Raw genomic sequence first — 23,682 nt, 5'->3', positions numbered from 1 at the left:
GGCCGGACGGAAACCCGCGCTACGTCAGCGCCGAGCAGGCGGCCACGCCGAGCAGCAGCACGGCGCCGAGCATCGCCTGGAGGAGCAGCGCCGGTCCCAGGTGCGACCAGAGCGTCGCGGTACGCGGCGTGAGCAGCTGCCCGGTGGTCAGGTTGACGATCCGCTCGATCCGCGGCGGCAGGTCCTCGTCGCGTTGCGCCCGCAGCGTGAGCTGGACGTGGTCGCCGGGGTGCAGCGCGCTCTGCGGCAGGTGGCCGTGCAACTCGACCTCGACCAGCCGGCCGGTGGCGTCGCGCACCCGGACCGGGGTGACCAGGAACTCCGGCCCCTTCTTCAGCTCCTTGAAGCTGCGCCGGGCCCCGCCGCCACCACTGCTGAGCAACGCGCGCACCACCTTCAGCAGCAGCCCCACCACCCCCGCGGCGGTCAGCACCGCGACCAGCGCGGGCTGCCCGACCCGGACCTCCCGCGCGTAACCCTCCATCAACCGGACCAGACGCCCGGTGACGACGCGTTCCGCCGGGTGGACGACGCGTCGGGTGTACAGCTCCGTATCCATGTTCACCACCGAGAGTCCCGTTCCGTGCACAGATGGTATCGGCCCTTCGGGTTGAACGACGTGAATGAACGGTGGTCACGCCCGGGCGGCCGGCAGGTGAACTCCGTCGGGGCGCGGGTATGCGTGCGGCCGAGCCGGAAAGGGGTCGAGCATGCAGCTGTCCTTCCTGCGCCCGCTCTACGACCGTCCCGGGCCGTGGTGCTCGGTGTACATGGACGCCTCCCGCGACACCCAGGACGCGCGAGCGCAGGTCGACCTGCGCTGGCGGGCCCTCAAGGGCGACCTGCTGGGGCAGGGCGCCGACCCGGTCACCGTCGAGGCGGTGGAGGAGGTCGTGCGCCGGCACCAGCCGATGCCCGGCGACTACGGCATCGCCGTGTTCGCCAGCCGGGGCCGCGTGGTGCTCACCGAGTACCTGTCCGCGCCGCCGCTGCGCGACCTGGCGAGCTGGTCGGCGCTGCCGCACACCATGCCGCTCGTGGCCCAGCGCGGCGAGCAGGTGGCCTGGGTGCGGGTGCTGGCCGACCGGACCGGCGCGGACGCGATGGCGGTCAGCGCCGGCGGGGTGCCCCGGCGGGCCCAGGTGCAGGGCGGGCAGAGCCGCCAGCTGCGCCGGGTGCAGCCGGGCGGCTGGTCGCAGTCCCGCTACCAGCGCGCCGCCATGGAGGCGTGGCACCAGAACGCCGGTGATGCCGCGGCGGCCACCGCCGACCTGGCCGAGCGGGTCGGCGCGGACGTCGTGGTGGTGGCCGGGGACGTCCGGGCCACCGGCATGATCGCCGCCCAGCTCCCCACCCGCTGGCAGGACGTGCTGGTGCGCACCGACGCCGGGGCCCGCGACGTGGGCGCCGACGACACGCTGATGGACGACATCACGGTGCAGACCGTCGCCGAGGTCGCCGACCGGCGGATCGCCGCCGCGCTGGACCGCTTCGGCGTCCAGGAGGACGTCGGCGCCGGACTCGACGCCGTGGTCTCCGCGCTGCAACGCAACCAGGTCGACACCATGCTCATCGTGGACGACCCGTCGGCCGACGGCGAGCTGTGGGTGGGCCCCGAGCCGACCGAGATCGCCACCGACCCGGCGCAGCTGGCCGGCATGTCGGTGGCCGACCCCCAGCGGGTGCGCGCCGACGCGGCGCTGCTGCGCGCGCTGATCGGCACCGACGCGGACCTCACGGTGCTCGCGCCCGAGGAGGCGCCGGAGCTGACCGACGGGGTCGGCGCGGTGCTGCGCTACGTCGACGCGACCACGCCGGGGCGGGGCAATGGCTGAGCGCATCGTCGCCGACCTGGTGGTCGAACGCCTGCGGGCCTGGCGGGTACCGCGGGTCTTCGGCTGTCCGGGCGCGGCGATCGCCCCACTCGTGGGCGCGCTCGACGACGCGGGCGGGGACCCGGCTTTCGTCCCCGCCCGGCACGAGGAGACCGCCTCGTACATGGCCACCGGGCACGCGAAGTTCACCGGCGGCGTCGGGGTGTGCCTGGCGACCCAGGGCCCGAGCGCGGTGCACCTGCTCAACGGGCTCTACGACGCCAAGCTCGACAGCAAGCCGGTGGTCGCGATCATCGGCGAGGACGTCACCGGCCCGCTCGGCGGCGCGCACGAGGAGATCGGGCTGAGCCGGCTGTTCGGCGACGTGTGCAACCAGTTCGTCCGCTACGGCCGCAGCCCGGAACAGGTGCCGACGCTGCTGGACCAGGCGTTCCGTACCGCCGCGGCGACCCGCAGCCCGACCTGCGTGGTGCTGCCGCGCGCGTTGCAGGTCACCGCCGTACCGGATCTTCTGCCGCAGACCGCCGGGGTGGTCACCGCGACGCCCGGCGAGCCGCTGGCCCGGGTGCTGCCGCACGACGCCGACCTGGACGCCGCCGCGTCGCTGCTCGGCAACGGGCGGCGGGTGGCGATGCTCGTCGGCCAGGGCGCGCACGGCGCGGCCGAGGAGATCGTCGCGCTCGCCGACCGGCTCGGCGCGGGCGTCGCCACGTCGCTGCTGGGCAAGCCGGTCCTCGACGAGCGGCTGCCGTTCCACACCGGCGTGCTCGGCGAGGTCGGCACCACCGCCGCCGCGCAGCTCATGGGCTCCTGCGACACGCTGCTGATGATCGGCACCAACGACCCGTGGACCGACTGGTTCCCGATGCCGGGCCAGGTACGCACCATCCAGATCGACATCGACGGCCGGCGCATCGGCACCCGCTACCCGGTGGACGTGCCGCTCGTCGGCGACGCCGCCGAGACGCTGCGGGCGCTGCTGACCCGGGTGCCGGAGAATCCCCACCGCGAGTGGCGCGGCATGGTGGAGAAGATGGTGGACCGGTGGCGGGAGACCGCCGCCGAGCGCGCCGGCGCCCCGGCCGAGCCGGTCAACCCGCAGCTCGTGCTCCGCGAGCTGTCCGCCCGGCTGCCCCGGCACGCCGGCGTCGCCGTCGACGTCGGCTCGGTCATCTACTGGTACGCCCGGCACCTGGAGCTGCCGCCCGGGGTGCGGGCGCAGCTGTGCGGCACGCTCGGCTCGACGGGCTGCGCCCTGCCGTACGCGGTCGCGGCCAAGCTGGCCCGCCCGGACGAGCCGGTGCTCGCGCTGCTCGGCGACGGCGCGATGCAGCTCAACGGCCTGGCCGAGCTGATCACGGTGGCCCACCACTGGACGCGGTGGCGCGACCCCCGCCTGATCGTGCTGGTGCTGAACAACCGGGACCAGTCCGGCGTGGGCGGCGGGCGGACGCCCGGGGGGCGGCGCTCCGACGTGCCGTACGCCGGGTGGGCCCGCCTGCTCGGGCTGCACGGCGTCCGGGTGGACCGGCCGGACCTGGTCGGACCCGCCTGGGACGAGGTGCTCGCGGCCGACCGGCCGGCCGTCCTGGAGGCGGTGGTGGACCCGGCCGTGCCGCTGGACGCGCCCGAACCGGCGCTGGCCGACCTGCGCGGCCTGGTGACCGACGGGGACGCCGCCCGCCGGGTGCGGGAGCGGGTGATCCAGACCGAGGCCATCGCGGCGGACGAGGTCGTTTAGCCGGATCACTCCGGGGCACTGCGACCAGGCACAACCGTCCCGGGAGGTTCCATGTCCGTCGTCGCCGACCGTCGTTACGGCCCCGCCCCGCTTCCCACGGCGCGCGGGCCGGTCTCCGCCGGCCTGCTGGCCGCGCTGCGCGACGCTCCCCGGGAGCTGCCGGCCGGGCTGGGCGCCGCGTTCGACGCGGTGGCCGCGCCGCTGACCGACGAGGATCTCCAGCTCACCCTGTTCCTCTGCTACGAGCTGCACTACCGGGGCTGGTCCGGCGTCGACGAGGCGTGGGAGTGGGAGCCGTCGCTGCTGGCGCTGCGCGCCCGCGCCGAGCGGCCGTTCGAGGCGGCGCTGCGCGAGCTGGCCGGCCCGCCGCCGGCGGTGCTGCCGGCCGCCGTGCCGGGCGCGCTGGCCGACCTGGTGGCCGCCGACGACGGCCCGCCGCTGGCCGCCGCGCTGCAACGCCGCGCCGACCTCGCCCGGTTCCGCGAGTTCGTCACCCACCGCTCGATCTACCACCTGCGCGAGGCCGACCCGCACAGCTGGGCGCTGCCCCGGCTCGGCGGGCCGGCGAAGGCCGCCCTCGTGGAGATCCAGACCGACGAGTACGGCAACGGCCGGCTGGACCGGATGCACGCCGAGCTGTTCCGCACCACGATGGACCGGCTCGGCCTGGACACCGGCTACGCCGCCCATCTGGACCGGGTGCCGGCGGTGACGCTGGCGACCAACAACCTGATGTCGCTGTTCGGCCTGCACCGGCGGCTGCGCGGGGCGCTGCTCGGGCACCTGGCGGCGTACGAGATGACCTCGTCGCTGCCGAACCGCCGCTACGGCAACGGACTGCGCCGGCTCGGCTTCGACGCGGTCGCCACGCGCTTCTACGACGAGCACGTCGAGGCCGACGCCGTGCACGAGCAGATCGCCGCGTACGACATGTGCGGCGGGCTGGTCCGGGCCGAGCCGGCGCTCGCATCCGACGTGCTGTTCGGCGCCGCCGCCGCGCTGGCCGTGGACGCCCTGTTCGCCGCGCACCTGCTCGACGCCTGGTCGGCCGGGGAGTCCTCACTGCGCCCGCCCACCCAGATCCTCGCCGCAGCCTGACCCCCGGCACCGTCCCCCGCGATCTTGCGGTTGCGGTCCTCGGGGTGCCCGGTTCGCGAGGTTTGCCGGGTATCCAAGTGCAAGATCGCCGGGGCGGGGTCGCGGGGGTCAGGGCTCGCGGTCGCTGCCGGCTCGGAAGCCCGTCGCCTTGTGCGTGCCGTCGCAGAACGGCTTGATCGCGCTCTTGCCGCACCGGCACAGCGCCACGGTGCCCCGGCGCGTCTCGATCGGCGTGCCCTCGGGCGTGACGAGCGCGAAGTCGCCGCGCACCAGCAGGGGTCCGTCCCGGTACGGGGTGATGGTCGCGGCCGGGGTGCTCTCGTCGTCGGGCATGCGCGGTGCAGTGCCCGTCCCGGTCCGGCCCAAACCCGCACCCGAGCGCCGTTGCGCCCGCGACGGCGGGCACGCGGCGCGACGGCGTGCCTGGGTGTCGCGGGCGGTGCCGGTACCGGGTGGGCCTTGGTCCTGACCCGTGGGGAGATGCCCCGTTTAGACCCCAGAGGGACGGGAAGCCGGGCCGCGTGGTGAGCGAACGAGTCGAACGGACGCCGGTCAGCGGCGCGGGGCTGCCCGTGGATCGGGTGGTGGCGGCCGGCAGCGCCGCCCGGATCCTGGTCGCCGCGACCGCCCGGGCGCTGCGCGGCGACGACTGCGGCGACCTCGGCCACCCGGGAGCGCTGTCCCGCCTCGGCGGCGCGCCCGAGCCGGTACGCCGCGCCGCCGCCGTCCGGGCCGCCGGGCGGTCGGCGCTCACCGCCGGCCAGATCGCCGCCGTGGACGCCGAACGGGTGGCCGGGTGGTTCGCCGGGCAGTACCCGGACCGGCGCTGGCCCGGCGTGGTGCTCGGCTCCCCGCACGGCGCCGCCGCCCACCTCGCGACGGCGCTCGGCGTGCCCTGGCTCCCGGCCGGGTTCGAGGTCGCCGGGCAGTGGCCCCGGGGAGCGGTGGACCGCCCGGACGCCGCGTTCGCGCACGGGGCCACGCTGGCCGCCCGGCTGCTCGACGCCAACCCGCGTGTGCACGTACGCCAGGTGCACTGCCCGGCCAGCCGGGGTGCGGCGGCCGGCGCGGCGGTGACGTTCGCGGTGCGCTGGCGCACGCTGCCGAAGGCGTACGCGCGCTTCCTGGCCGACCGGCTGGAACCGGCCGCGCCGGTGCTGCTGCTGCACGACGCCCGGACCTGGCCGGTACGCGACTGCGGCGACGGGCACAGCTTCCAGGCGGGGTCCCCGGCGGGCGGCCTGGACCCGGTCGACTTCCACCCGGACGCCCGCGCGCTGGGCCAGGTGCTGCGCGCGGCCGGCGGGGAGGAGATGCGCTGGGAGACGCCGGAGGTCACGGTGGCGGGCGCGTTCGCCGAACACGGCGTGGAGTCCGGTTTCGAGCACGACGCCCGCTGCTGGAGCGACCGGCACGGGCATCCGCTGCACCGGGTGGTCGTGCCGCAGCCGGACGCGCTGAGCGCGGTGACCGCCGACCTGTACCGGCGCTGGCTGCGGCGGGCCGGCAAGACCGGGAACCGGCTGGTGGTGGAGTGCGGCCGGCTGCTCGACCCGGCGCAGGTGCTGCGGGCCGGCCTGGTGCCCTACTGGTGCGAGAACGCCACCGCGCGCCGGGTCGCCGGCGTCGAGTGGTGGCTGGCCGGCAGCGAGCCGTTCAGTTCGGTGGACGTGCTGCCGGAGCCGCCGGGCCTGCGCTCGCCCGCGTACGCGGGGCTGCCCCAGTGGCTGGCGGTGGCCGGCTTCGGGCGCCGCAGGCGGGCCCTGGACCGGGGTGCCGCGCGCGGCTACCCGGTCGCCTCGGTACCCACCCGACGTGCCACGGAGGTGTTGCGCAACCAGCCCTGCGACCTGCCCGCGCCGCCGCCGCTGCGGATGGCCGAGGCCCTCAGCGCGCTACGTGACGCGGGTGCGCACCAGGGCCTGCTGGTCTGCTGACCGACCGCCGGGAACGGCTGGCCGGCCAACCTGGCGAAACTTCCTCGCGATCCTGCGGTCCGTGATTGAGTACCTACGGAGCGGGAAGACCGCTCGCCGCGAAACGGCCCACGACGCCGTGCGGCGGGCAGCCACCGCTTTCGACGTATCCGTCACGTAACCCAACTTCCTCACCCGGTGCGTGGTCCGACCACGCGCACGACCGGTTCCGACCGGGCGGGGGCTCTTCGGCGAGGGGGCGCGGATGTTCGGACAGACCACCACACCCACACCACCGACCACCGACCGGGGTCTGGAGGACCTGGACGCGGCGGCGCTCGCGTACGCGGCCCGCATCGAGGGCCTGCCACCGGAACGGCGGCAGGAGGCGCGGGACGACCTGGTCCGGTTCGCGCTGCCGTTCGCCGGCCGGCTCGCCCGCCGCTACCGCGGGCGCGGTGAGCCGCTGGAGGACCTGGAGCAGGTGGCCCGTCTCGGCCTGGTCAACGCCGTCGACAGGTACGACCCGGAACGCGGTTCGTTCACCGCGTACGCGGCCATCACCATCGTCGGCGAGATCAAACGGCACTTCCGCGACCGCACCTGGGGCGTGCACGTGCCGCGCCGGCTGCGGGACCTGATCCTCGAGGTGGGACAGGCCACTGCGACGCTGACCAGCGAGCTGTCCCGCGCTCCCACGGTGGCCGAGCTGTCCGCCCGGCTGGAGACGCCGGAGGAGGAGATCCTCGCCGCGCTGGAGTCGGCCGCCGGCTACAGTCCGGCGTCGCTGAACGCGCCGGTGGGCGGGGAGAGCTCGGCCGAGTTCGGCGACCTGGTCGGTGAGTCCGACCACGCGCTGGAGTCCGTCGACGACCGGGTCACTGTGAGCGGCCTGCTGCACCGGCTGCCCTGGCGGGAACGCCGCATCCTGGCGATGCGCTTCTACGGCAACCAGACCCAGGCGGAGATCGCCGCCCGGTTCGGCATCTCGCAGATGCACGTGTCCCGGCTGCTGTCGCGGGCGCTGACCTGGCTGCGTCAGGCGATGCTCGCCGACGCGCCGCCGCCCTGGCAGAACGGCGCGGCCGAGGCCGAGCCGGGCAAGGCGCGGATCTCGGTGAAGCAGAACGGCGACCGGGTGGTCGTCGAGGTCGGCGGCGAGGTGGACCGGGCCGGCGCGGACCAGTTGCGCCGGGCGATGCTCCAGGCGGTCACCGGGCAACCCCGCGAGGTGGTGGTCGACCTGGTCGGTGCCGGTGGCTTCGACGCCGGCGGGATCGCCGCGCTGATGGCCGGCCGGGAGGCCGCCGCGCGTACCGGGGTGCCGCTGCGGCTGACCCGGGTGCAGCCGGCGGTGCGCCGCTCGCTCACCGCGGCCGGACTGCCGGCCGCCGACTGACCTGCGCACGTACCGCGCCGGCTCCCCACCACGGGGAGCCGGCGCGCGGCGTACGACGAGAGGGCCGGCGCCCGGGCGGCGCCGGCCCTCGTCCGGTGTCTCAGTTCTCCGGGGTGTCCCCGTGCCCGCGCGGGTGCCGCCACCTGTCGTTCGGCTGCTCGTCGCGTTCGGCGTTGAGCGCGCTGCCCTCCGGCTCGTCGGTCTCCTCGAAGCTGGGCCGGCGCACCTCCTCCGGCGCCGGCACCTCCACCGGGCGGGCGCCGGACTGCGGCGCGGGCTGGTAGTCCACCGCCTCGGGGGCACCGTACGCGCCGCCGGCCGACGGCGACTCCGGCACGTGCCGCTCGTGGTGCATCTCCTCGCGGAACGACTGCGGCGGCTTGGTGGTGCGCTGCGGCAGGTCCCGGCCCAGGTCGGAGACGAGCGGGCCGTACTTGAGGTCGAACGCCGGCCGCTCGGAGCGGATACGGGGCATCCGGTCGAAGTTGCGCAGCGGCGGCGGGCAGGTGGTGGCCCACTCCAGCGAGTTGCCGAAGCCCCACGGGTCGTCCACGGTGACCATCGCGCCGTACCGCCACGACTTCCAGATGTTCCAGATCACGAACAAGGTGGACGCGCCGAGCACGAACGAGCCGATGCTGGAGATCGTGTTCAGCGTGGTGAACCCGTCGCCGGGCAGGTAGTCGGCGTACCGGCGGGGCATGCCCTCGTTGCCCAGCCAGTGCTGCACCAGGAACGTGGCGTGGAAGCCGATGAACATGGTCCAGAAGTGCATCTTGCCGAGCCGCTCGTCGAGCAGCCGCCCGGTCATCTTCGGGAACCAGAAGTAGAGCCCGCCGAACGCGGCGAACACGATGGTGCCGAAGAGCACGTAGTGGAAGTGCGCCACCACGAAGTACGTGTCGTGCACGTGGAAGTCCACCGGCGGGCTGGCCAGCAGCACCCCGGTCAGGCCGCCGAGCAGGAACGTCACCAGGAAGCCGATGGCGAACAGCATCGGCGTCTCGAACGTGAGCTGCCCCTTCCACATGGTGCCGATCCAGTTGAAGAACTTCACGCCGGTGGGCACCGCGATCAGGTAGCTCAGGATGCTGAAGAACGGCAGCAGCACCTGCCCGGTGGCGAACATGTGGTGCGCCCAGACCGTCATCGACAGCACCGTGATGGCGACCGTGGCCAGCACCAGCCCGGTGTAGCCGAAGATCGGCTTACGGGCGAACACCGGGATGATCTCGGTGATGATGCCGAAGAACGGCAGCGCGATGATGTAGACCTCGGGGTGGCCGAAGAACCAGAACAGGTGCTGCCAGAGCATCGGCCCGCCGGTGGTGGGGTCGTACACGTGCGAGTGCAGGAGCCGGTCCGAGGCCAGCGCCATCAGCGCGGCGGCCAGCAGCGGGAACACGAAGATCACCAGGACGCTGGTGAGCAGCGCGTTCCAGGTGAAGATCGGCATCCGGAACATGGTCATGCCGGGCGCGCGCAGCGTCACGATCGTGGTGATCAGGTTGACCGCGCCGAGGATCGTGCCCAGACCGGACACGGCCAGGCCGACCACCCACAGGTTCCCGCCGACGCCGGGGGAGTGCTGCGCGGTGCTCAACGGCGTGTACGCGGTCCAGCCGAAGTCCGCGGCGCCGGCAGGGGTGGCGAACCCGCCCATGACCATCAGCGCGCCGAGGAAGTAGAGCCAGTACGCGAACGCGTTGAGCCGGGGGAACGCCACGTCGGCGGCGCCGATCTGCAGCGGCACCAGGTAGTTGGCGAACCCGAAGAACATCGGGGTCGCGAACAGCAGCAGCATGATCGTGCCGTGCATGGTGAACATCTGGTTGTACTGCTCGGGGGAGACGATCTGCATCCCCGGCCGGGCCAGCTCCACCCGGATGACCATCGCCAGGATCCCGCCGACGATGAAGTACACGAACGACGTGACCAGGTAGAGCAGGCCGATCTGCTTGGCGTCGGTGGTCCGCAGCAACCGCCACAGTGCGTTGCCCTTCACCGCTTCCCGTACGGGCCCGGGGTAGCCCCCGAACCGGGCCGGCGCGAGAATCGCGGGCCCCCGGTCTCGTGCCGGTTCCGTGACTACCCGCTTGGGCATGGCATCTCACCCCGTGTGACGACAGACAGGACGGGCGGGCGTACCCGGCCCTCTGCCCATGTAACCAGGCGAGAGCGGAGAATTCGGTCAGTTCGCCGGGAGCATGGCCCAGACGACCTTGCCGGCGCCGACCGGGGTGCTGCCCCAGCGCTGGGTCAGCTCGCGCACCAGCATCAGCCCGCGGCCGCCCTCGGCACGCGGATCGCGGCTGGTCGCGGCGCGGGCGTCGGCCGGGCTGCCGTCCATCACCGCCACCCGCAGGTACGGCCGGCGCAGCGTAAGCGTCACCTGCATCGGGGTGCCGGCGTGCCGCACCACGTTGCCGACCAGCTCACTGAGCACCAGCGAGGCCGGGCCGGCCAGCTCCGGCACGTTCCACCTGCCGCACGCCTCGGTGACCAGCTCCCGGGCGCGACGGCAGGCACCGGCGACCGGCTCCAGCCGGACCCGCAGCCGGGGCGCGGCCGACTCGCCGGCCAGCGCCGTCGCCTCGGCGCAGTCCCGGCGTACCGGCACCACCCGGCAGGCGGTGGTCTCGTTCAGCCAGGCCGCCGTCTCGGCGCAGGGCGCGGCGAGCACCATCGGCACCGCCGGCCAGTCGGCGGCGCGCCGCGCGGCGGCGGCGAAGACGGACAGCGCCAGCGGCTCGCCGACCTCGATGTCCTCCAGGTCGACCACCAGGGCGTCCGGCTGCGCGGCGAGGCAGCGGTCGAGCACCTCGTGCACCGCGCGCATCGTGCCCAGGTCGAGCGCTCCGGCCAGCCGTACGACAGTGACCGGTGACTCGTCGCGGACCTCGCACCTGATCCGGGTCACCATCGCCGCCTCGTTTCCATCTCGTCGGGGAGGGTCGCCCGGCCGGGACGCTCGCCGCCTCCCGTTGCCGGAGGACTACGGACGTACCCGCGCCCCGGACCGGCGAAACCGGGCATCCGGGCTCCCGAGGCGCAGGTCAGCGGCGGTCCCCGCGCCGCGCCGCGACCAGGCCCAGGGCCAGCATGGCGGCGCCCAGCAGCAGGTGCAGCCACGAGTCCGCCCGGTTGACCGCGAGCACGTTCGCCGCGTCGCGCCTGTCGACCGCCAGCCCGTAGAGCCACAGCGCGAGGTAGACCGCGCCGGCGCCGACCAGGAACGCGCGGGCGCCCGCGACGGTGCGGGCCAGCACCAGCCCGGCCAGGCCGAGCACCAGGTGCACCAGGTTGTGCACGGCCGAGACCTGGAACACGCCGAACAGCCGGGCGCCGGATCCCGGCCCGGCGAAGCGCAGATCCGCGTAGTCGCTGGTGACGCCCGGCACGAAGCCCAGCGCGCCGAGCAGCAGCAGGAGCACGGCGAATCCGGAGGCGACCCGGCGTACCGGCGCCCGCCCGTCGGCCGGGTTGCGCCGCGCCCGGGAGTGCGCCATCGAGTTCGTCACGCCGGCCTCCTCGCCACCGCGGGAAGCGCCGGATTCCCGCGCCCGGCGGGGGCAAACGCCGGCCCGGCCGCGCGGGGCGGCCGGGCCGGCGACGCTCAGGCGGGCTGCAACGGCTTCGCCGCGCCCGTCCGGACCCGGTCGTACAGCTCCACGTACCGCTGCGCCATCCGGGCCGGGGTGAACCGCCGGGCCGCCTCGCGCCGGCACTCGGCCGGCTCCAGCCCGCCGGCGGCGAGGACCAGGTCACCCAGCTCCTGCTCGTCGCCGGTGAGCAGGCCGGTGCGGCCGTGCTCGATCAGCTCCGGCAGGCAGCCCCGGGCGGTGGCGACCACCGGCGTCCCGAGCGACAGCGACTCGACCACCGCCGTGCCGCCCGGCTCCTCCCAGCGCAGCGGGAACAGCGACGCGCGCGCGGAGGCGACCAGGTCGTCGCGCTCCCGCCCGGCCACCGTGCCGACCCAGCGCACCCGGTCGCCGTCGACGTGCGGCGCGACGTGGTCGTAGAAGAAGCGCACGTCCGGGTTCTGCCGCGCCTCGTCGCCGGCCGCGGCCAGATCCGCCGGCCGGTGGTACGGGCCGACCGGCCCGGCCAGCACCAGCCGGAAACCCGCCTCGTGGGCCAGCCGGGCGCCCAGGTCCTGCCCCTTGCCGGGGTTGATCCGGCCGAGGATGACCACGTGGTCGCCCTTGGGCACCGGCGGCTGCCGGTCCGCGTCCACGGCGAGCGGGGTGGACAGGTGCACGTGCCCCACCGAGTGCGCGCGCAGCGCCTCCGGCGCGCGCGCGAGCTGCGACGCGGACACGCCGTTGACCCGTACCCGGTCGCCGCCGTCGAGGTTGCCGTACAGCTCCGGGTGCTTGGCCAGGTCCCAGTGCAGCGTGTGCAGCACCGGCGGGGCGTCCGGGCCCATCGCGGCGAGCGTGGCCAGCCCGACCGCCTCCACGTGGTCGTGCACCAGGTCGATGTCGTCGCGGGCGTGCAGCGCCCGCACCACCCCGGACAGGTGCGCCTGGGAGACGCCGCAGACCTGGTTGTACGGCCGCTGCAACGCGTGGAACTGGCCGTCCGGGAAGACCGCGATCTTCTCGTCGACCGGCAGCGTGCTGCTCTCCACCGAGGCGAGCACCACCCGTACGCCCAGCCGGCGCAGCTCCGGCACCAGCGTGGCGATCACGTTCTCGATCCCGCCGTAGCCCGGCGGCGGCACGGACAGCCACGGCCCGGCGTTCATCAGCACGGTGAGCGTCATGCGCTGTCCTCTCTCAGAGTTTCCCCGCTCACGCGGCCGCCACCCGGCGGCGGGGAAGGCGGTGCCGCAGCTGCGCCAGCGGCGGGCGTTCCTGCACCGACACGTCGTTGACCACGATCTCGCGGTCGAGGTTGGGCAGCGTCTCCGAGCCGCCCCGGCGGAACTGGGTCAGCAGCGCGGTCGGCGCCACCCCCGGCGCCGCCCACCCGCGTCGTTGCAGCCGCGACCAGGCGGTCAGCATGATCTGCGCGGACATCCGGCCCAGCGCGGCGGTGTCCTGGTGCCGGTGCTTGCGCTCACCCAGGTCGACCTGGGCCAGCGCGTCCAGCCCGACCAGTTCCAGCAGGTCGATCAGCATGGCCGTCTCGACGCCGTACCCGGTGACGAACGGCACCCGCTCCAGCACCTCACGGCGGCCGGCGTACTCGCCCGCGAGCGGTTGCACGAAACCGGCCAGCTCCGGCCAGAACAGGTTGAGCAGCGGCCGGGCCATCAGCTCCGTCACCCGCCCGCCACCGTCGGGCTCCACACTCGTCGCACCGACCAGCGGCCGGTGGTAGAAGCCCTTGACGAACTCCACGCTCGGATCCGTCAGCAACGGCCCGAGCAGCCCGGTCACGAAGTGCGGCCGGAACTCGCGCAGGTCGGCGTCGACGAACGCGACCACGTCGCCCTCGGCCGCGGCCAGCCCCGCCCAGAGCGCGTCGCCCTTGCCGGTCAGCCGGGGCAGCCCGCGCGTCATCGCGTCCTGGCTGACCACCTCCGCACCGGCCGCGCGCGCCACCTGCGCGGTCCGGTCGGTGGACCGGGAGTCGACCACGATCAGCTCGTCGACGAGCGGTACGCGGTCCATCAGGTGTTCCCGGACTGTCGACACGATCGCGCCGACGGTCGCCTCCTCGTTGCGGGCCGGCAGCACCACGCTGACCCGGCTCGCGCCCTTGGCCCGTACCAGTCGTCGCGCCGGCCAGTCGTCGGCGGAGCTGGTGCGGTACGTGGCCCACGCCTCCACCACTGGTGAGACGGTCGAATCAGATTCCCGCACGGGCACCCCCATAGATGGTGGAATCGCGGACCATGGTTTTCCCAATCCCGCATCCGCGCTAACCGGATCTTGCCCATCATCCTGATCACCTGGCGCGTACCGGGAGGTTCCGGGCGGATGAACGTTGCGTTGCACACGCCGGCGGCGTTTGGCGCGACGCCGCCGGGGGGAGTGGTGTCCGCAGTCTTTCCAGTCGTGCGAGAGGTTGTGGTCCATGCGTACCTGCCGGGTGGGACTTGTCGGGGCCGGTGGGGTGGCGCAACGCCACGCCCGGGTGCTCACCGGTTTCGCGGACGTGGAACTGCTCGGCGTGACAGACGTCGCGCCGGAGGCGGCGGGTGCGCTCGCCGGCACGTACGGCGGCCGGGTGTTCCGCGACGTGGACGAGCTGCTCGCGGCCGGCCCGGACGCGGTGTACGTGTGCGTGCCGCCGTTCGCGCACGGCCCGGTCGAGGAGGCGGTGGTCGCCGCCGGGGTGCCGATGTTCGTGGAGAAGCCGGTGGCGCTGGACCTGGACACCGCCGAGCGGGTCGCCGCGCTGGTGCAGCGGCGAGGGCTGCTCACCGGCGTCGGGCACCACTGGCGTTACCTGCACGTGGTGGAGGAGGCCCGGCGGATGCTCGCCGACCGGCCGGTGCGGATGGTCAACGGCGCCTGGCTGGACAAGGTGCCGCCGGTGGCCTGGTGGGCGCGGCGGGACCGCTCCGGCGGCCCGGTGGTCGAGCAGGCCGCGCACGTGCTGGACCTGGTCCGGCTGCTGGCCGGTGAGGCGGTCGAGGTGACCGCGTACGGCGACGGCAGCCCGCCGCCGGTCGAGGGCGCCGACATCGACTCGGTGACCGCCGCCACACTGCGCTTCGGCTCCGGCGCCGTCGGCACGCTCGCCGCGTCCTGCGTGCTCGGCTGGAAGCACCGGGCCGGCGTGGAGATCCTCGCCGACGGGCTGGCGCTGTGGCTGGCCGAGGACGGCCTGACGATCCGCGACGGCGACGGCGAGCGGCACCTGCCCGCCGACCCGGACGCCGCGCGGGTCGCCGTCGACCGGGCCTTCGTCGACGCGGTGTGCGGCCTCGGGGACGACGTCCGGGTGCCGTACGCCGAGGCGCTGCGCACCCACCGGCTGGCGCTCGCGGTGGCCGAGTCGGCGCGTACCGGACGGCCGGTGGCGCTGCCGACCGGGCCGGCGTCCCGGCTCACCGCGCCGGTCGCGGACGCGGGGGTGAGCGTCGATGCGTGACCGGGTGGTGGTGGTCGGCGGTCCCGGCCGGGTCGAGCTGGCCGAACTGGACGCGCCGGAGCTGCGCGAGGGCACGTTCCGGGTGGAGACGCTCTACAGCGGCGTGTCCGCCGGCACCGAACTGAGCTTCGTCAAGGGCACCAACCCCTACCTGCACGTCACCTGGGACGCCGCGCTGGGGCTGTTCCGGCCGGGGGAGGCGAGCACGCCGTACCCGGTGACCCGGCTCGGCTACATGCAGGTCGGGCGCGTGGTGGAGAGCCGGACCCCGGCCGTCGCGGTGGGCGAGGTCGGCGCCATGACGTACGGCCACCGCAGCGGCTGGGTCGCCGACCCGCTGACCGAGCGGTTCGTGCCGCTGCCCGACGACCTCGATCCGCTGCTCGGCGTGTACGTCGCGCACATGGGCCCGATCTGCGCCAACGGGCTGCTGCACGCCGCCGCCGACCTGTGCGGCGCCGACGTGCGCACGCTCGGCGACGGCGTACGCGGCCGCCGGGTGGCGGTGGTCGGCAGCGGCGTGGTGGCGTTGCTGACCGCTCTGTTCGCCCGCCGCCACGGCGCCGCCTCGGTGGTCGTGGTCGACCCGACGCCGGCCCGGCGGCAGGTCGCCGAGGCGCTCGGCCTGGACACGCTCGACCCGGACGCGGACGACCCGGCCGTGGTGCTCAAGACGCGGTGGAACCACGCGGCCGGGGACCGGGGCGCCGACGTGGTCTTCCAGTGCCGTGGCCAGGACTGGGCGTTGCAGCTCGCGCTGCGCCTGCTGCGCCCGCAGGGCACGGTGATCGACCTGGCGTTCTACCAGGCCGGCGCGGACGCGGTCCGGCTCGGCGAGGAGTTCCACCACAACGGGCTGTCGCTGCGCTGCGCGCAGATCGGCCGGGTGCCGCGCGGGCTGGCCCCCACCTGGGACCGGGAGCGGCTGTCCGCGGAGACGGTGGAGCTGCTGCGCCAGTACGGGGACGTTGTCCGCAAGCACCTGATCTCGGCCGTGGTCCCCCTGGACGAGGCCCCCACCCTGCTGACCGACCTGGCCGAACGCCGCCGCACCGAACTCCAGGTCGTCCTCACCCCCTGACCCCGGCCCCCGCTCCGTCGATCATGAGGTTGGCGGCGACAAAACGGACACGAACTGCCGTCAACCTCATGATCGACGGGAGCGGGCCGGAAGGGGTGGGCCCGGAGCGCGCCGGGCGGGGGTCACAATCGGCTCCGGTTCGCGTACCGTTGCCGCTCATGGGTGTGTCGCAACGGTTGAAGACCAGGTTCCGCCGGTTCCTCCAGCGCCCGGGGACGACAGTCGACCTGGCGCCGCTGGAGAAGCTGCTGCCGGCGATCGAGGCGCGCGAGGCGGACCTGGAACAGCTCTCCGACGCGGAGCTGACCGAGGCCGCCGGCCGGGCCACGGGGTACGAGGAGATCTGCGCGATCGGCCGCGAGGCGGCCCGGCGCGGGCTCGACCAGCGGCCCTACGACGTGCAGCTGCTCGGCGCGATGGCGCTGCTGTCCGGCAAGGTCGCGGAGATGGCCACCGGTGAGGGCAAGACGCTCACCGCCACGGTCGCCGCGTACGGGCACGTGCGGCTGGGCAACGGCCCGGTGCACGTGCTCACCGTCAACGACTACCTGGCCCGCCGCGACGCCGAGTGGATGACGCCCGTCTACGACCTGCTCGGGCTGACCGTGGGCTGGGTCAACGAGGCGTCCACGCCCGAGGAGCGGCGCGCCGCGTACGCCTGCGACGTCACCTACGTCTCGGTCAGCGAGGCCGGCTTCGACTTCCTGCGCGACCAGCTCGTCACCGACCTGGCCGACCGGGTGCAGCCGCCGCTGAAGACCGCGATCGTGGACGAGGCCGACTCGATCCTGATCGACGAGGCCCGGGTGCCGATGGTGCTCGCAGGCGCGGTCGGCGGCGAGCAGGACCCGGTGCACGCGGCCGCCGCGCTGGTGCGCGGGCTGCGCAAGGGCAAGCACTACACCGTGGCCGAGGACGGCCGCAGCGTCGCCTTCACCTCGGTCGGCCTGGCCACCGTCGAGGCCAAGCTCGGCGGCATCGACCTGTACGACGAGGAGCACGTCGGGCAGCTCTCCGCGGTGAACGTGGCGCTGCACGCGCACGCCCTGCTGCACCGCGACGTGGACTACATCGTCCGGGACGACTCGGTCGAGCTGATCGACGAGATGCGCGGCCGGGTCGCCCAGCGCCGCCGCTGGCCGGACGGGCTCCAGGCCGCCGTCGAGGCGAAGGAGGGGCTGGACGCCACCGCCGAGGGTGAGGTGCTGGGCACGATCACCGTGCAGGCGTACATCGCGCTCTACCCGACGGTCTGCGGCATGACCGCGACCGCGGTGCTCGTCGGCGACCAGCTCCGCGAGTTCTTCGGCCTCGAGGTCGCGGTGATCCCGCCGAACACCCCCTGCGTCCGCGAGGACGAGCCGGACCGGATCTACGCCACCCGCGCCGAGAAGGAGGAGGCGCTGGTCGACGAGATCACGCGCTGCCACGAGGCGGGGCGGCCGGTGCTGGTCGGCACGCTCGACGTCAAGGAGTCCGAGGGGCTGGCCGCCGCGCTCAACGCCGCCGGCGTGTCCTGCGTGGTGCTCAACGCCAAGAACGACGACGAGGAGGCCGGCATCATCGCGGAGGCCGGCGCGTACGGCGCGGTGACGGTCTCCACCCAGATGGCCGGCCGGGGCGTGGACATCCGGCTGGGCGGCAGCGACCAGGCCGACCGGGACCGGGTGGCGGAGCTGGGCGGCCTGTACGTGATCGGCAGCGGCCGGCACGACAGCCGCCGGGTCGACGACCAGCTCCGTGGCCGGGCCGGCCGGCAGGGCGACCCGGGCGGGTCGGTGTTCTTCGTCAGCCTGGAGGACGACCTGGTGGTCCGGCACGCCGGCGACACCGTGCCGGCCTCGCCCCGGATGAACGCCGACGGCCTGGTCACCGATCCGCAGGTCGACTACGCGGTCGAGCACGCCCAGCGGGTCGCCGAGGGCGTCAACCACGAGATCCACCGCAACACCTGGCGCTACAGCCAGGTGATCGAGCAGCAGCGCAAGGCGCTCGCCGAGCGCCGGGAGCGGCTGCTGACCAGCGACATCGCCGCGCTGATGCTGCTGGAGCGGGTGCCGGAGAAGGCCGGCGAGATGGACGAGGACCTGCTCGCCGACGTGGCCCGCAAGATCGCCCTCTACCACCTGGACCGGCTCTGGGCCGACCACCTGGCCGAGCTGTCCGAGGTACGCGAGGGCGTGCACCTGCGGGCCCTGGGCCGGCTCGACCCGCTCGACGAGTTCCACCGCAGCGCGGTGCCGGCGTTCAACGCGCTGGTGCCCGAGATCGAGACCCGGACCGTGGCCACGTTCGAGGAGACCGAGTTCGACGAGGGCTGGGAGCCGGACTCGTCGAAGCTGGTGCGGCCGAGCGCCACCTGGACATACCTGGTGCACGACAACCCGTTCGGCTCGGAGCTGGACCGGCTGATCGCCTCGGTGGGCCGGCGGCTCATCTCCGGGTCGCGCTGACCCGCACCGAAGGCCCCTTCCGGTGCAACCGGGAGGGGCCTTTTTGCGCGGTTTCGCCCGCGGTCTGCGAGGGTAGTAGGCCGGGGCCCACAGGAGGGACGGACATGGGACAGGCAACGGTGCCGGACGGGGAGACCGCGTGGACGTACGCGGGGACGGTGGAGGCCCCGGCCCGGTGAACCTCGACACGCGCCAACCCATGATCGACAACCTCGGTGTGCTGGAGACGGCCGCGCTGCTGCGCGAGCTGACCGCCGGCCTGATCGGCGTGGCCGGGTTCGACGAGGCGCTCGACCGCCTGGTCCGGATCGCCCGCGACGCCGTACCGGGCGTGGACTGCTGCGGCTTCACCGTGCTGCGCGCCGGTGAGCCCGCCGGGGTGGCCGCCTCCGACCCGGACCGGGCCGAGCTGGACGACCTGCGGCACGGCCCGGACACGCCGGCGATGACGGCGATCCGCCGCCGGGAGATGATCATCGCGGGCGGGCTCGCGGACGAGACGCGCTGGCCGGCCTGGAGCGAGCGGGCCCGCGCGCTGGGCGTGCACGGGGTGATCTCCGCCCCGGTCGACGTGGACGAGCAGGTCATTGGCGCGATCAACCTGTACGCCGGGTCGCCCGAGGCGCTCACCCCCCGGCACCAGCTCACCGCGATGCTGCTCGCCGAGCACGCCGGGCTCCTGCTGGCCGCGGCGCGCGACCGCGAGCGGGCCGCCAGCCGGGCCGGTGAGATCGACGACTCGCTGCTGGCCGAGGGAGTGGTCGGGCAGGCCGTCGGCGTGATCATGACGCAGCGCGGCTGTCCCGCTCCGGAGGCGCTGCGGGTGCTGCGCAGCGCTGCCTCCGCACTGGACATCCCGCTGCGCGAGGTGGCCGAGCGGCTCGTGCTGACCGTCTCCCGTCCCCGGGACAACTGAGCGACAGTCGTTTCGCCTCGCGGCGCCTCGGGTAGCACTCTGGACTGGTGAGCTGCGCCGACCTGGGGAGGAAGCGATGCAGAGCCGACTGCGGGTGCAGGGGCATCCCATTCAACCGATGCTTGTCACGTTCCCGTTCGGCCTGTTCGTGTGCGCCGCGATCTTCGACCTGGCCGACGTGGCCGGCGGTCCGGCGTTCCTCGGTGAGGTGGGCTACTGGACCGCCGTGGCCGCGCTCGTCGCCGCCGGGCTCACCACCGTCGCCGGTCTGGTCGACCTGTGGGACGTCCGTGCCGGGCGCACCAGCCGGACCGTGCTGACGTTCAACCTCGTCAACGCCGTGATGGCGGCGCTGTTCCTGCTGTCCTGCCTGATCCGGGCCAGCGCGCCGCAACGGGGCGCGACGGGTGTCCTGCTCGCCGCCGAACTCGTCGCGCTCGCGGTCGGCGCGGTCGGCGTGGCGCTGGGCGCGCGGCTGATGCAGCAGTTCGACCGGGTCCGGGCCGCCGAGCCGACCGGCTTCGAGACGTTCGGTGACGTGCCCGCCGGGGCCACCGTCGAGATCGCCCGCCCGCGCCGGTTCTGACCCCGCCGAAATCCGTTGCCGCGGCCGTCGCGGGACGGCAGGCTCGCGGGCATGGTCGGGACGTTCGAGGAACTCGTCGCCGAAGCCGAGGCGGCGCCGGTCGAGGGCTGGGGCTTCGACTGGCTGCGCGGCCGCGCCACCGAGGAGCGTCCGCCCTGGGGGTACGCGCGCCTGGTCGGCGACCGGATGGCCGCCGTGAAGGCGGCGCTGGACATCGACACCGGCGGGGGAGAGGTGCTCGCCGAGGTGCCCGTGCCGCCGCCGCTGCTGGTCGCCACCGAGGCGTGGCCGCCGAACGTGCCGGTGGCCCGGCGCAACCTCCGCCCGCTCGGCGCGTCCGTGGTGCGGGTGGGCGACCGCCCGCCGCTGCCCTTCCGGGACGCCACGTTCGACCTGGTCGTGAGCCGCCACCCGGTGCACACCTGGTGGGACGAGGTGGCCCGGGTGCTGCGGCCCGGCGGCGCCTACCTGTCCCAGCAGATCGGCCCCGGCACGGTGCGGGAGCTCAGCGAGGCGATCCTCGGGCCGCTGCCGCCGCCGCAGCACCGCCACCCGGAGGTGGCGGTCGCCGACGCGCGGGCCGCCGGGCTCACAGTCGTCGACCTGCGCGAGGCCACGCTGCGGACCGTCTTCCACGACATCGGCGCGGTGGTCTGGTTCCTGCGCAAGGTGGTCTGGACGGTGCCCGGCTTCACGGTGGGCCGCTACCGGGACGAGCTGCGCCGCCTGGACGCGCGGATCCGGGCCGAGGGACCGTTCGTCGCGTACGCCCGCCGTTTCCTCATCGAGGCGCGCCGGGGCTGACCGGGCCGGGCGGGTGCGCCGCGGCGTGGTGCGCGGCCAGCACGTCGGCGCCGAAGTCACCGGCGGGGCGGCGCAGCACGGTGTGCGCGTGGTTGCCGTCGTCGGTCGTGTTGTCGTACTCGATCAGCAGGTCCTCGCCCTGCACCCGGTAGTAGTGCCGCCGGCCCGGCTCTACCGGGCCGGCCCAGGCGAAGTGCAGCTCGCCGCCGTCGAGCCGGTCGGCCTCGCGGGCCGCCAGCTCCGGCGGCAGCCGGTCCAGGTAGAGCGCGACCAGCCGGTCGAGAAGCGCCCGGCCGGTCGGCCGCAGCCGCCCCCGGGGTACGCCGAGCGGGTCGAGCCGGTCCGGTGCGGCGGCCCGGGTGGCGCTGATGATGTCGGCGGGCGCCTCCTCGGCGATGATCGCGGCGGAGCGGCCGCCCGGTCCGAGCGCGTCGAGCAGTTCGCGGGCCAGGTCCTCCTCCGGGCCCAGGGGCCGGGAGACCGGGCGTCCGGCGTGCCGGACGGTGGCCGGGTTGGCGCCGAGGAAGACCGGCGCGGGGGAGACCCGGTCGTCGGCGACGGTCATGCTCACCGACAGGTGGTGTCCCTCGAACCGCCAGGCCCAGTCGTCGTCGCGGGCCGGGTCGCCGAAGACGGCCACCCAGTAGTCGCCGCTGTGCCGGCCGCGCCGCCAGTCCTCCGCCCGGTCCAGCACCTCCTCCAGGGCCATCACGGCCATGGCCTGCGCGTACGCGGCGGGGCTGAGCGCGGTGGCGAGCAGCCGGTGCGCGGCCTTGCGGGCGGTGACGTCCAGGCCGGCGAGCGTGACGCCGGGCCGGGGCCGCGGCCGGTACTCCAGCCACCGCCGGGCGGGCTCGTCGTCGAGGGCGTGCCGGGCGGCGTCGCGGGCCGGCTCGTCCAGCGCCGACAGGAACGCCTCGGCCGCCGCACGCATCTGCTCGGGTACGGGATCCTCCACCGTCCCTGTATACCGCCCGCCGCTCATGCGCGGCCGAGCAGCGCCAGCATGTCGGGCAGCTCGAAGAACCGGGCGGTCTCGACCGCGGACGGGCCGCCGTGGTCCGGGTCGGCGCCGGCGTCGAGCAGCGCGCGGACCGCCGCCTCCTGGCGCCGGAACACGGCCGCGGCGAGCGCGGTCTGTCCCCTGTCGTTCACCCGGGCCGGGTCGGCGCCCCGGGCCAGCAGCGCGGCCACCGTGTCCGGGTGGGCGTGGTAAGCGGCGAGGATCAGCAGCGTGTCGCCCTTGGCGTTGGTGAGGTTGACCGGCAGCCCGGCGTCCACGTTGGCCGCCAGCTCCTCGGTGGCGCCGGCCCGGGCCAGGTCGAACATCCGGTGGGCGAAGGCGATGGTCTCGTCGTCGAGTTCGTCGGGCATCCGCCCAGGCTATGGCGTCGCGGCCGGACGCGCCTGGTAGCTTGCGCAGCCGGGCACGGGAGGCGCACGCATGGACGATCGGGTGTACGTGGGCAACGCGGCGGTGGACGGCGCGACCGACGCGGGCTGGCTGCTGGGCCACTTCAAGCCGGCCGGGGACGTGCGGCACAGCACCGACGTGGAGGTGAAGTGGGGCGTGCACCCGGCGGGGGAGACCCGGTCCCGGTGGGCCACCGGTGAGCGGCGTACCGCCCTGCTGGTGCTGATCAGCGGCGCGTTCCGGATCGAGTTGCCGGACCGGACGGTGGTGCTGCGCGCGCCCGGTGACTACGTGGTGTGGGGCCGGGGCGTGGACCACTCCTGGTACGCCGAGCGGGAGTCCACGGTGCTCACCGTCCGCTGGCCGTCGGTGCCGGGTTACAAGGTGGAGCCGCCGGTGCGGCGGTGAGCGCGCCCCTCGTCCCAGCATTCGGTATTACCTACTAAACCGATAGGCTTTACCGTCTAAGCTGGGGGAGCACATCCGCTCCGCACCGTGAGGACGTCCCGCCGATGACCAGCACCGTTCCCGCCGACCTGCTCGCCGTCGCCGCCCGCTGGGCCGACCCGGACGGCTGGCCGGTGCCGCTGCGCTTCGAGGCGTCCGAGCGGTGGTACGCCCGGCTGGACGCCGGCGACGAGCACGAGGTGTGGGCGCTGAGCTGGCTGCCCGGACAGGGCACCGACCTGCACGACCACGGCGGCTCGGCCGGCGCGTTCCTGGTCGTGGCCGGCGTGCTCACCGAGGAGACGGTGAGCGGCGGGCGGCTGCGCCCGCACCGGCTCGCCGCCGGCGCCGGCCGGCGCTTCGGCGTACGGCACGTGCACCAGGTCACCAACCGTGGCGACGAGCCTGCCGTCAGCGTGCACGTGTACCGGCCGGCGCTGACCCGGATGACCCGCTACCACCTCGTCGCCGGCCGGCTCCGGGTCGCCGAGGTGGCCCGAGCCGGTGTGGCCTGGTGAGCCGCCCCCGCAACCCCGACGAACGGAAGGACGCCACGATGGCGCAGCAGATTCCGACCACCGCGACCGAGCGCTGTCCGGTCCCGCCGCCCGGCTCGCGGGGCATCGACGAGATCCTCGCCGCCGCCCGGGCCCGCCTGCGCCGCCTCGACCCGGAGCAGGCCCACCTGGCCTGCCGGGGCGGCGCGCTGCTGGTGGACATCCGCCCGGCCGCCCAGCGCACCGCGCAGGGCACCGTGCCCGGCTCGCTCGTGGTCGAGCGCAACGTGCTGGAGTGGCGCTTCGACCCGCGCTGCGCGGCACGGCTGCCGCAGGCGACCGGCTACGACGTCCCGGTGATCGTGCTCTGCCAGGAGGGCTACACCTCGTCGCTGGCCGCCGCCGCGCTCCAGGACATCGGCCTGCACCGGGCCACCGACGT

The 23,682-nt window shown here is 74.7% G+C and carries 23 protein-coding genes; 14 read left to right on the top strand and 9 right to left on the bottom strand.

Translation table 11 applies throughout. From position 1 onward, the window contains the following. Nucleotides 1-19 precede the first annotated feature (19 nt). Nucleotides 20-568, bottom strand: coding sequence for a hypothetical protein (locus EAD96_RS22685; protein WP_184976664.1), 549 nt, complete (start codon nt 566-568; stop codon nt 20-22). Nucleotides 569-710: 142 nt separating this feature from the next. On the opposite strand from EAD96_RS22685, the gene EAD96_RS22680 reads away from it, so the two are divergent. From EAD96_RS22680 to EAD96_RS22670, 3 genes are read left to right on the top strand one after another with little or no spacing between them, the layout of a single operon-like run. Next, complete coding sequence (locus EAD96_RS22680) at nt 711-1,835, top strand: Vms1/Ankzf1 family peptidyl-tRNA hydrolase (protein ID WP_121685699.1); 1,125 nt, start codon at nt 711-713, stop codon at nt 1,833-1,835. After that, on the top strand, nt 1,828-3,576 hold the full coding sequence (locus tag EAD96_RS22675; RefSeq protein WP_120570140.1) for a thiamine pyrophosphate-binding protein: 1,749 nt from the start codon (nt 1,828-1,830) through the stop codon (nt 3,574-3,576). Before EAD96_RS22680 ends, EAD96_RS22675 begins: the two co-directional genes overlap by 8 nt. A gap of 51 nt (nt 3,577-3,627) precedes the next feature. Continuing rightward, entirely contained in the window at nt 3,628-4,674 is a 1,047-nt protein-coding gene (locus EAD96_RS22670) for an iron-containing redox enzyme family protein (RefSeq protein ID WP_121685698.1), read from the top strand. A gap of 108 nt (nt 4,675-4,782) precedes the next feature. Here the strand turns inward: EAD96_RS22670 and EAD96_RS22665 are convergent, their stop codons facing one another. Next, nucleotides 4,783-5,007 carry a CDGSH iron-sulfur domain-containing protein gene (locus tag EAD96_RS22665; RefSeq protein ID WP_120570138.1) on the bottom strand — a complete coding sequence of 75 codons (225 nt, stop codon included), beginning with the start codon at nt 5,005-5,007 and terminating at the stop codon, nt 4,783-4,785. 188 nt (nt 5,008-5,195) lie between these two features. Here EAD96_RS22665 and EAD96_RS22660 point away from each other — a divergent pair, with 188 nt between their 5' ends. Beyond that, entirely contained in the window at nt 5,196-6,611 is a 1,416-nt protein-coding gene (locus EAD96_RS22660) for a hypothetical protein (protein ID WP_121685697.1), read from the top strand. A 244-nt stretch (nt 6,612-6,855) separates the two neighbouring features. Beyond that, on the top strand, nt 6,856-7,989 hold the full coding sequence (locus tag EAD96_RS22655; protein WP_013477003.1) for a SigB/SigF/SigG family RNA polymerase sigma factor: 1,134 nt from the start codon (nt 6,856-6,858) through the stop codon (nt 7,987-7,989). 100 nt (nt 7,990-8,089) lie between these two features. Here the strand turns inward: EAD96_RS22655 and ctaD are convergent, their stop codons facing one another. The 5 genes from ctaD to EAD96_RS22630 form a co-directional block, all read right to left on the bottom strand. Beyond that, on the bottom strand, nt 8,090-10,093 hold the full coding sequence (gene ctaD / locus EAD96_RS22650; RefSeq protein WP_121685696.1) for a cytochrome c oxidase subunit I: 2,004 nt from the start codon (nt 10,091-10,093) through the stop codon (nt 8,090-8,092). 87 nt (nt 10,094-10,180) lie between these two features. After that, the gene (locus EAD96_RS22645; protein WP_120570135.1) at nt 10,181-10,912 is read right to left on the bottom strand and encodes an ATP-binding protein; all 732 of its coding nucleotides are present in this window, start codon (nt 10,910-10,912) and stop codon (nt 10,181-10,183) included. A gap of 133 nt (nt 10,913-11,045) precedes the next feature. Continuing rightward, a complete protein-coding gene (locus EAD96_RS22640) occupies nt 11,046-11,498 on the bottom strand; it encodes a DUF4383 domain-containing protein (protein WP_121685709.1) in 453 nt (150 codons plus the stop codon). Nucleotides 11,499-11,605: 107 nt separating this feature from the next. Next, entirely contained in the window at nt 11,606-12,760 is a 1,155-nt protein-coding gene (locus EAD96_RS22635; RefSeq protein WP_121685695.1) for a glycosyltransferase, read from the bottom strand. A 28-nt stretch (nt 12,761-12,788) separates the two neighbouring features. After that, on the bottom strand, nt 12,789-13,805 hold the full coding sequence (locus EAD96_RS22630) for a glucosyl-3-phosphoglycerate synthase (RefSeq protein ID WP_120573807.1): 1,017 nt from the start codon (nt 13,803-13,805) through the stop codon (nt 12,789-12,791). 214 nt (nt 13,806-14,019) lie between these two features. Here EAD96_RS22630 and EAD96_RS22625 point away from each other — a divergent pair, with 214 nt between their 5' ends. From EAD96_RS22625 to EAD96_RS22600, 6 genes are all read left to right on the top strand, one after another. Beyond that, the gene (locus tag EAD96_RS22625) at nt 14,020-15,042 is read left to right on the top strand and encodes a Gfo/Idh/MocA family protein (protein ID WP_121685694.1); all 1,023 of its coding nucleotides are present in this window, start codon (nt 14,020-14,022) and stop codon (nt 15,040-15,042) included. After that, complete coding sequence (locus EAD96_RS22620; protein ID WP_120570131.1) at nt 15,035-16,123, top strand: zinc-binding dehydrogenase; 1,089 nt, start codon at nt 15,035-15,037, stop codon at nt 16,121-16,123. The genes EAD96_RS22625 and EAD96_RS22620 overlap by 8 nt, the downstream gene beginning before the upstream one ends. 158 nt (nt 16,124-16,281) lie before the next feature. After that, nucleotides 16,282-18,576, top strand: a complete 2,295-nt coding sequence (secA2, locus tag EAD96_RS22615) for an accessory Sec system translocase SecA2 (protein ID WP_120570130.1) — start codon at nt 16,282-16,284, stop codon at nt 18,574-18,576. A 175-nt stretch (nt 18,577-18,751) separates the two neighbouring features. After that, nucleotides 18,752-19,492 (top strand): GAF and ANTAR domain-containing protein, encoded by a 741-nt coding sequence (locus tag EAD96_RS22610; RefSeq protein ID WP_120573806.1) that lies wholly within the window; start codon nt 18,752-18,754, stop codon nt 19,490-19,492. Between the two features lie 76 nt (nt 19,493-19,568). Next, on the top strand, nt 19,569-20,078 hold the full coding sequence (locus EAD96_RS22605; RefSeq protein ID WP_121685693.1) for a DUF2231 domain-containing protein: 510 nt from the start codon (nt 19,569-19,571) through the stop codon (nt 20,076-20,078). A 51-nt stretch (nt 20,079-20,129) separates the two neighbouring features. Next, nucleotides 20,130-20,882: a class I SAM-dependent methyltransferase gene (locus EAD96_RS22600; protein ID WP_121685692.1), complete on the top strand. Its 753-nt coding sequence runs from the start codon at nt 20,130-20,132 to the stop codon at nt 20,880-20,882. Here EAD96_RS22600 and EAD96_RS22595 read toward each other — a convergent pair. Continuing rightward, nucleotides 20,860-21,840 (bottom strand): DUF3500 domain-containing protein, encoded by a 981-nt coding sequence (locus tag EAD96_RS22595; RefSeq protein WP_199733272.1) that lies wholly within the window; start codon nt 21,838-21,840, stop codon nt 20,860-20,862. The genes EAD96_RS22600 and EAD96_RS22595 overlap by 23 nt on opposite strands. A gap of 23 nt (nt 21,841-21,863) precedes the next feature. Further along, complete coding sequence (locus tag EAD96_RS22590) at nt 21,864-22,256, bottom strand: ankyrin repeat domain-containing protein (protein WP_013476997.1); 393 nt, start codon at nt 22,254-22,256, stop codon at nt 21,864-21,866. Between the two features lie 70 nt (nt 22,257-22,326). On the opposite strand from EAD96_RS22590, the gene EAD96_RS22585 reads away from it, so the two are divergent. The 3 genes from EAD96_RS22585 to EAD96_RS22575 all read left to right on the top strand — a co-directional run. After that, nucleotides 22,327-22,704 carry a signal peptidase I gene (locus EAD96_RS22585; RefSeq protein ID WP_120570125.1) on the top strand — a complete coding sequence of 126 codons (378 nt, stop codon included), beginning with the start codon at nt 22,327-22,329 and terminating at the stop codon, nt 22,702-22,704. Between the two features lie 104 nt (nt 22,705-22,808). Beyond that, nucleotides 22,809-23,261: a cysteine dioxygenase family protein gene (locus EAD96_RS22580; RefSeq protein WP_091427994.1), complete on the top strand. Its 453-nt coding sequence runs from the start codon at nt 22,809-22,811 to the stop codon at nt 23,259-23,261. A 38-nt stretch (nt 23,262-23,299) separates the two neighbouring features. Continuing rightward, nucleotides 23,300-23,682, top strand: a 383-nt coding sequence (locus EAD96_RS22575) for a rhodanese-like domain-containing protein (RefSeq protein WP_121685708.1), incomplete at its 3' end; no start/stop codon positions are given.

The sequence above is a fragment of the Micromonospora sp. BL1 genome (assembly GCF_003667485.1).
Taxonomy (GTDB): domain Bacteria; phylum Actinomycetota; class Actinomycetes; order Mycobacteriales; family Micromonosporaceae; genus Micromonospora; species Micromonospora tulbaghiae.
This window is presented reverse-complemented; position numbering and strand designations above follow the sequence as displayed.

Coding starts and splice junctions, on each gene's coding strand:
- EAD96_RS22680 (WP_121685699.1), top strand. CDS start 711: ATGCAGCTGTCCTTCCTGCGCCCGCTCTACGACCGTCCCGGGCCGTGG.
- EAD96_RS22675 (WP_120570140.1), top strand. CDS start 1,828: ATGGCTGAGCGCATCGTCGCCGACCTGGTGGTCGAACGCCTGCGGGCC.
- EAD96_RS22670 (WP_121685698.1), top strand. CDS start 3,628: ATGTCCGTCGTCGCCGACCGTCGTTACGGCCCCGCCCCGCTTCCCACG.
- EAD96_RS22665 (WP_120570138.1), bottom strand. CDS start 5,007: ATGCCCGACGACGAGAGCACCCCGGCCGCGACCATCACCCCGTACCGG.
- EAD96_RS22655 (WP_013477003.1), top strand. CDS start 6,856: ATGTTCGGACAGACCACCACACCCACACCACCGACCACCGACCGGGGT.
- ctaD (WP_121685696.1), bottom strand. CDS start 10,093: ATGCCCAAGCGGGTAGTCACGGAACCGGCACGAGACCGGGGGCCCGCG.
- EAD96_RS22645 (WP_120570135.1), bottom strand. CDS start 10,912: ATGGTGACCCGGATCAGGTGCGAGGTCCGCGACGAGTCACCGGTCACT.
- EAD96_RS22640 (WP_121685709.1), bottom strand. CDS start 11,498: ATGGCGCACTCCCGGGCGCGGCGCAACCCGGCCGACGGGCGGGCGCCG.
- EAD96_RS22635 (WP_121685695.1), bottom strand. CDS start 12,760: ATGACGCTCACCGTGCTGATGAACGCCGGGCCGTGGCTGTCCGTGCCG.
- EAD96_RS22625 (WP_121685694.1), top strand. CDS start 14,020: ATGCGTACCTGCCGGGTGGGACTTGTCGGGGCCGGTGGGGTGGCGCAA.
- EAD96_RS22620 (WP_120570131.1), top strand. CDS start 15,035: ATGCGTGACCGGGTGGTGGTGGTCGGCGGTCCCGGCCGGGTCGAGCTG.
- secA2 (WP_120570130.1), top strand. CDS start 16,282: ATGGGTGTGTCGCAACGGTTGAAGACCAGGTTCCGCCGGTTCCTCCAG.
- EAD96_RS22605 (WP_121685693.1), top strand. CDS start 19,569: ATGCAGAGCCGACTGCGGGTGCAGGGGCATCCCATTCAACCGATGCTT.
- EAD96_RS22600 (WP_121685692.1), top strand. CDS start 20,130: ATGGTCGGGACGTTCGAGGAACTCGTCGCCGAAGCCGAGGCGGCGCCG.
- EAD96_RS22590 (WP_013476997.1), bottom strand. CDS start 22,256: ATGCCCGACGAACTCGACGACGAGACCATCGCCTTCGCCCACCGGATG.
- EAD96_RS22585 (WP_120570125.1), top strand. CDS start 22,327: ATGGACGATCGGGTGTACGTGGGCAACGCGGCGGTGGACGGCGCGACC.
- EAD96_RS22580 (WP_091427994.1), top strand. CDS start 22,809: ATGACCAGCACCGTTCCCGCCGACCTGCTCGCCGTCGCCGCCCGCTGG.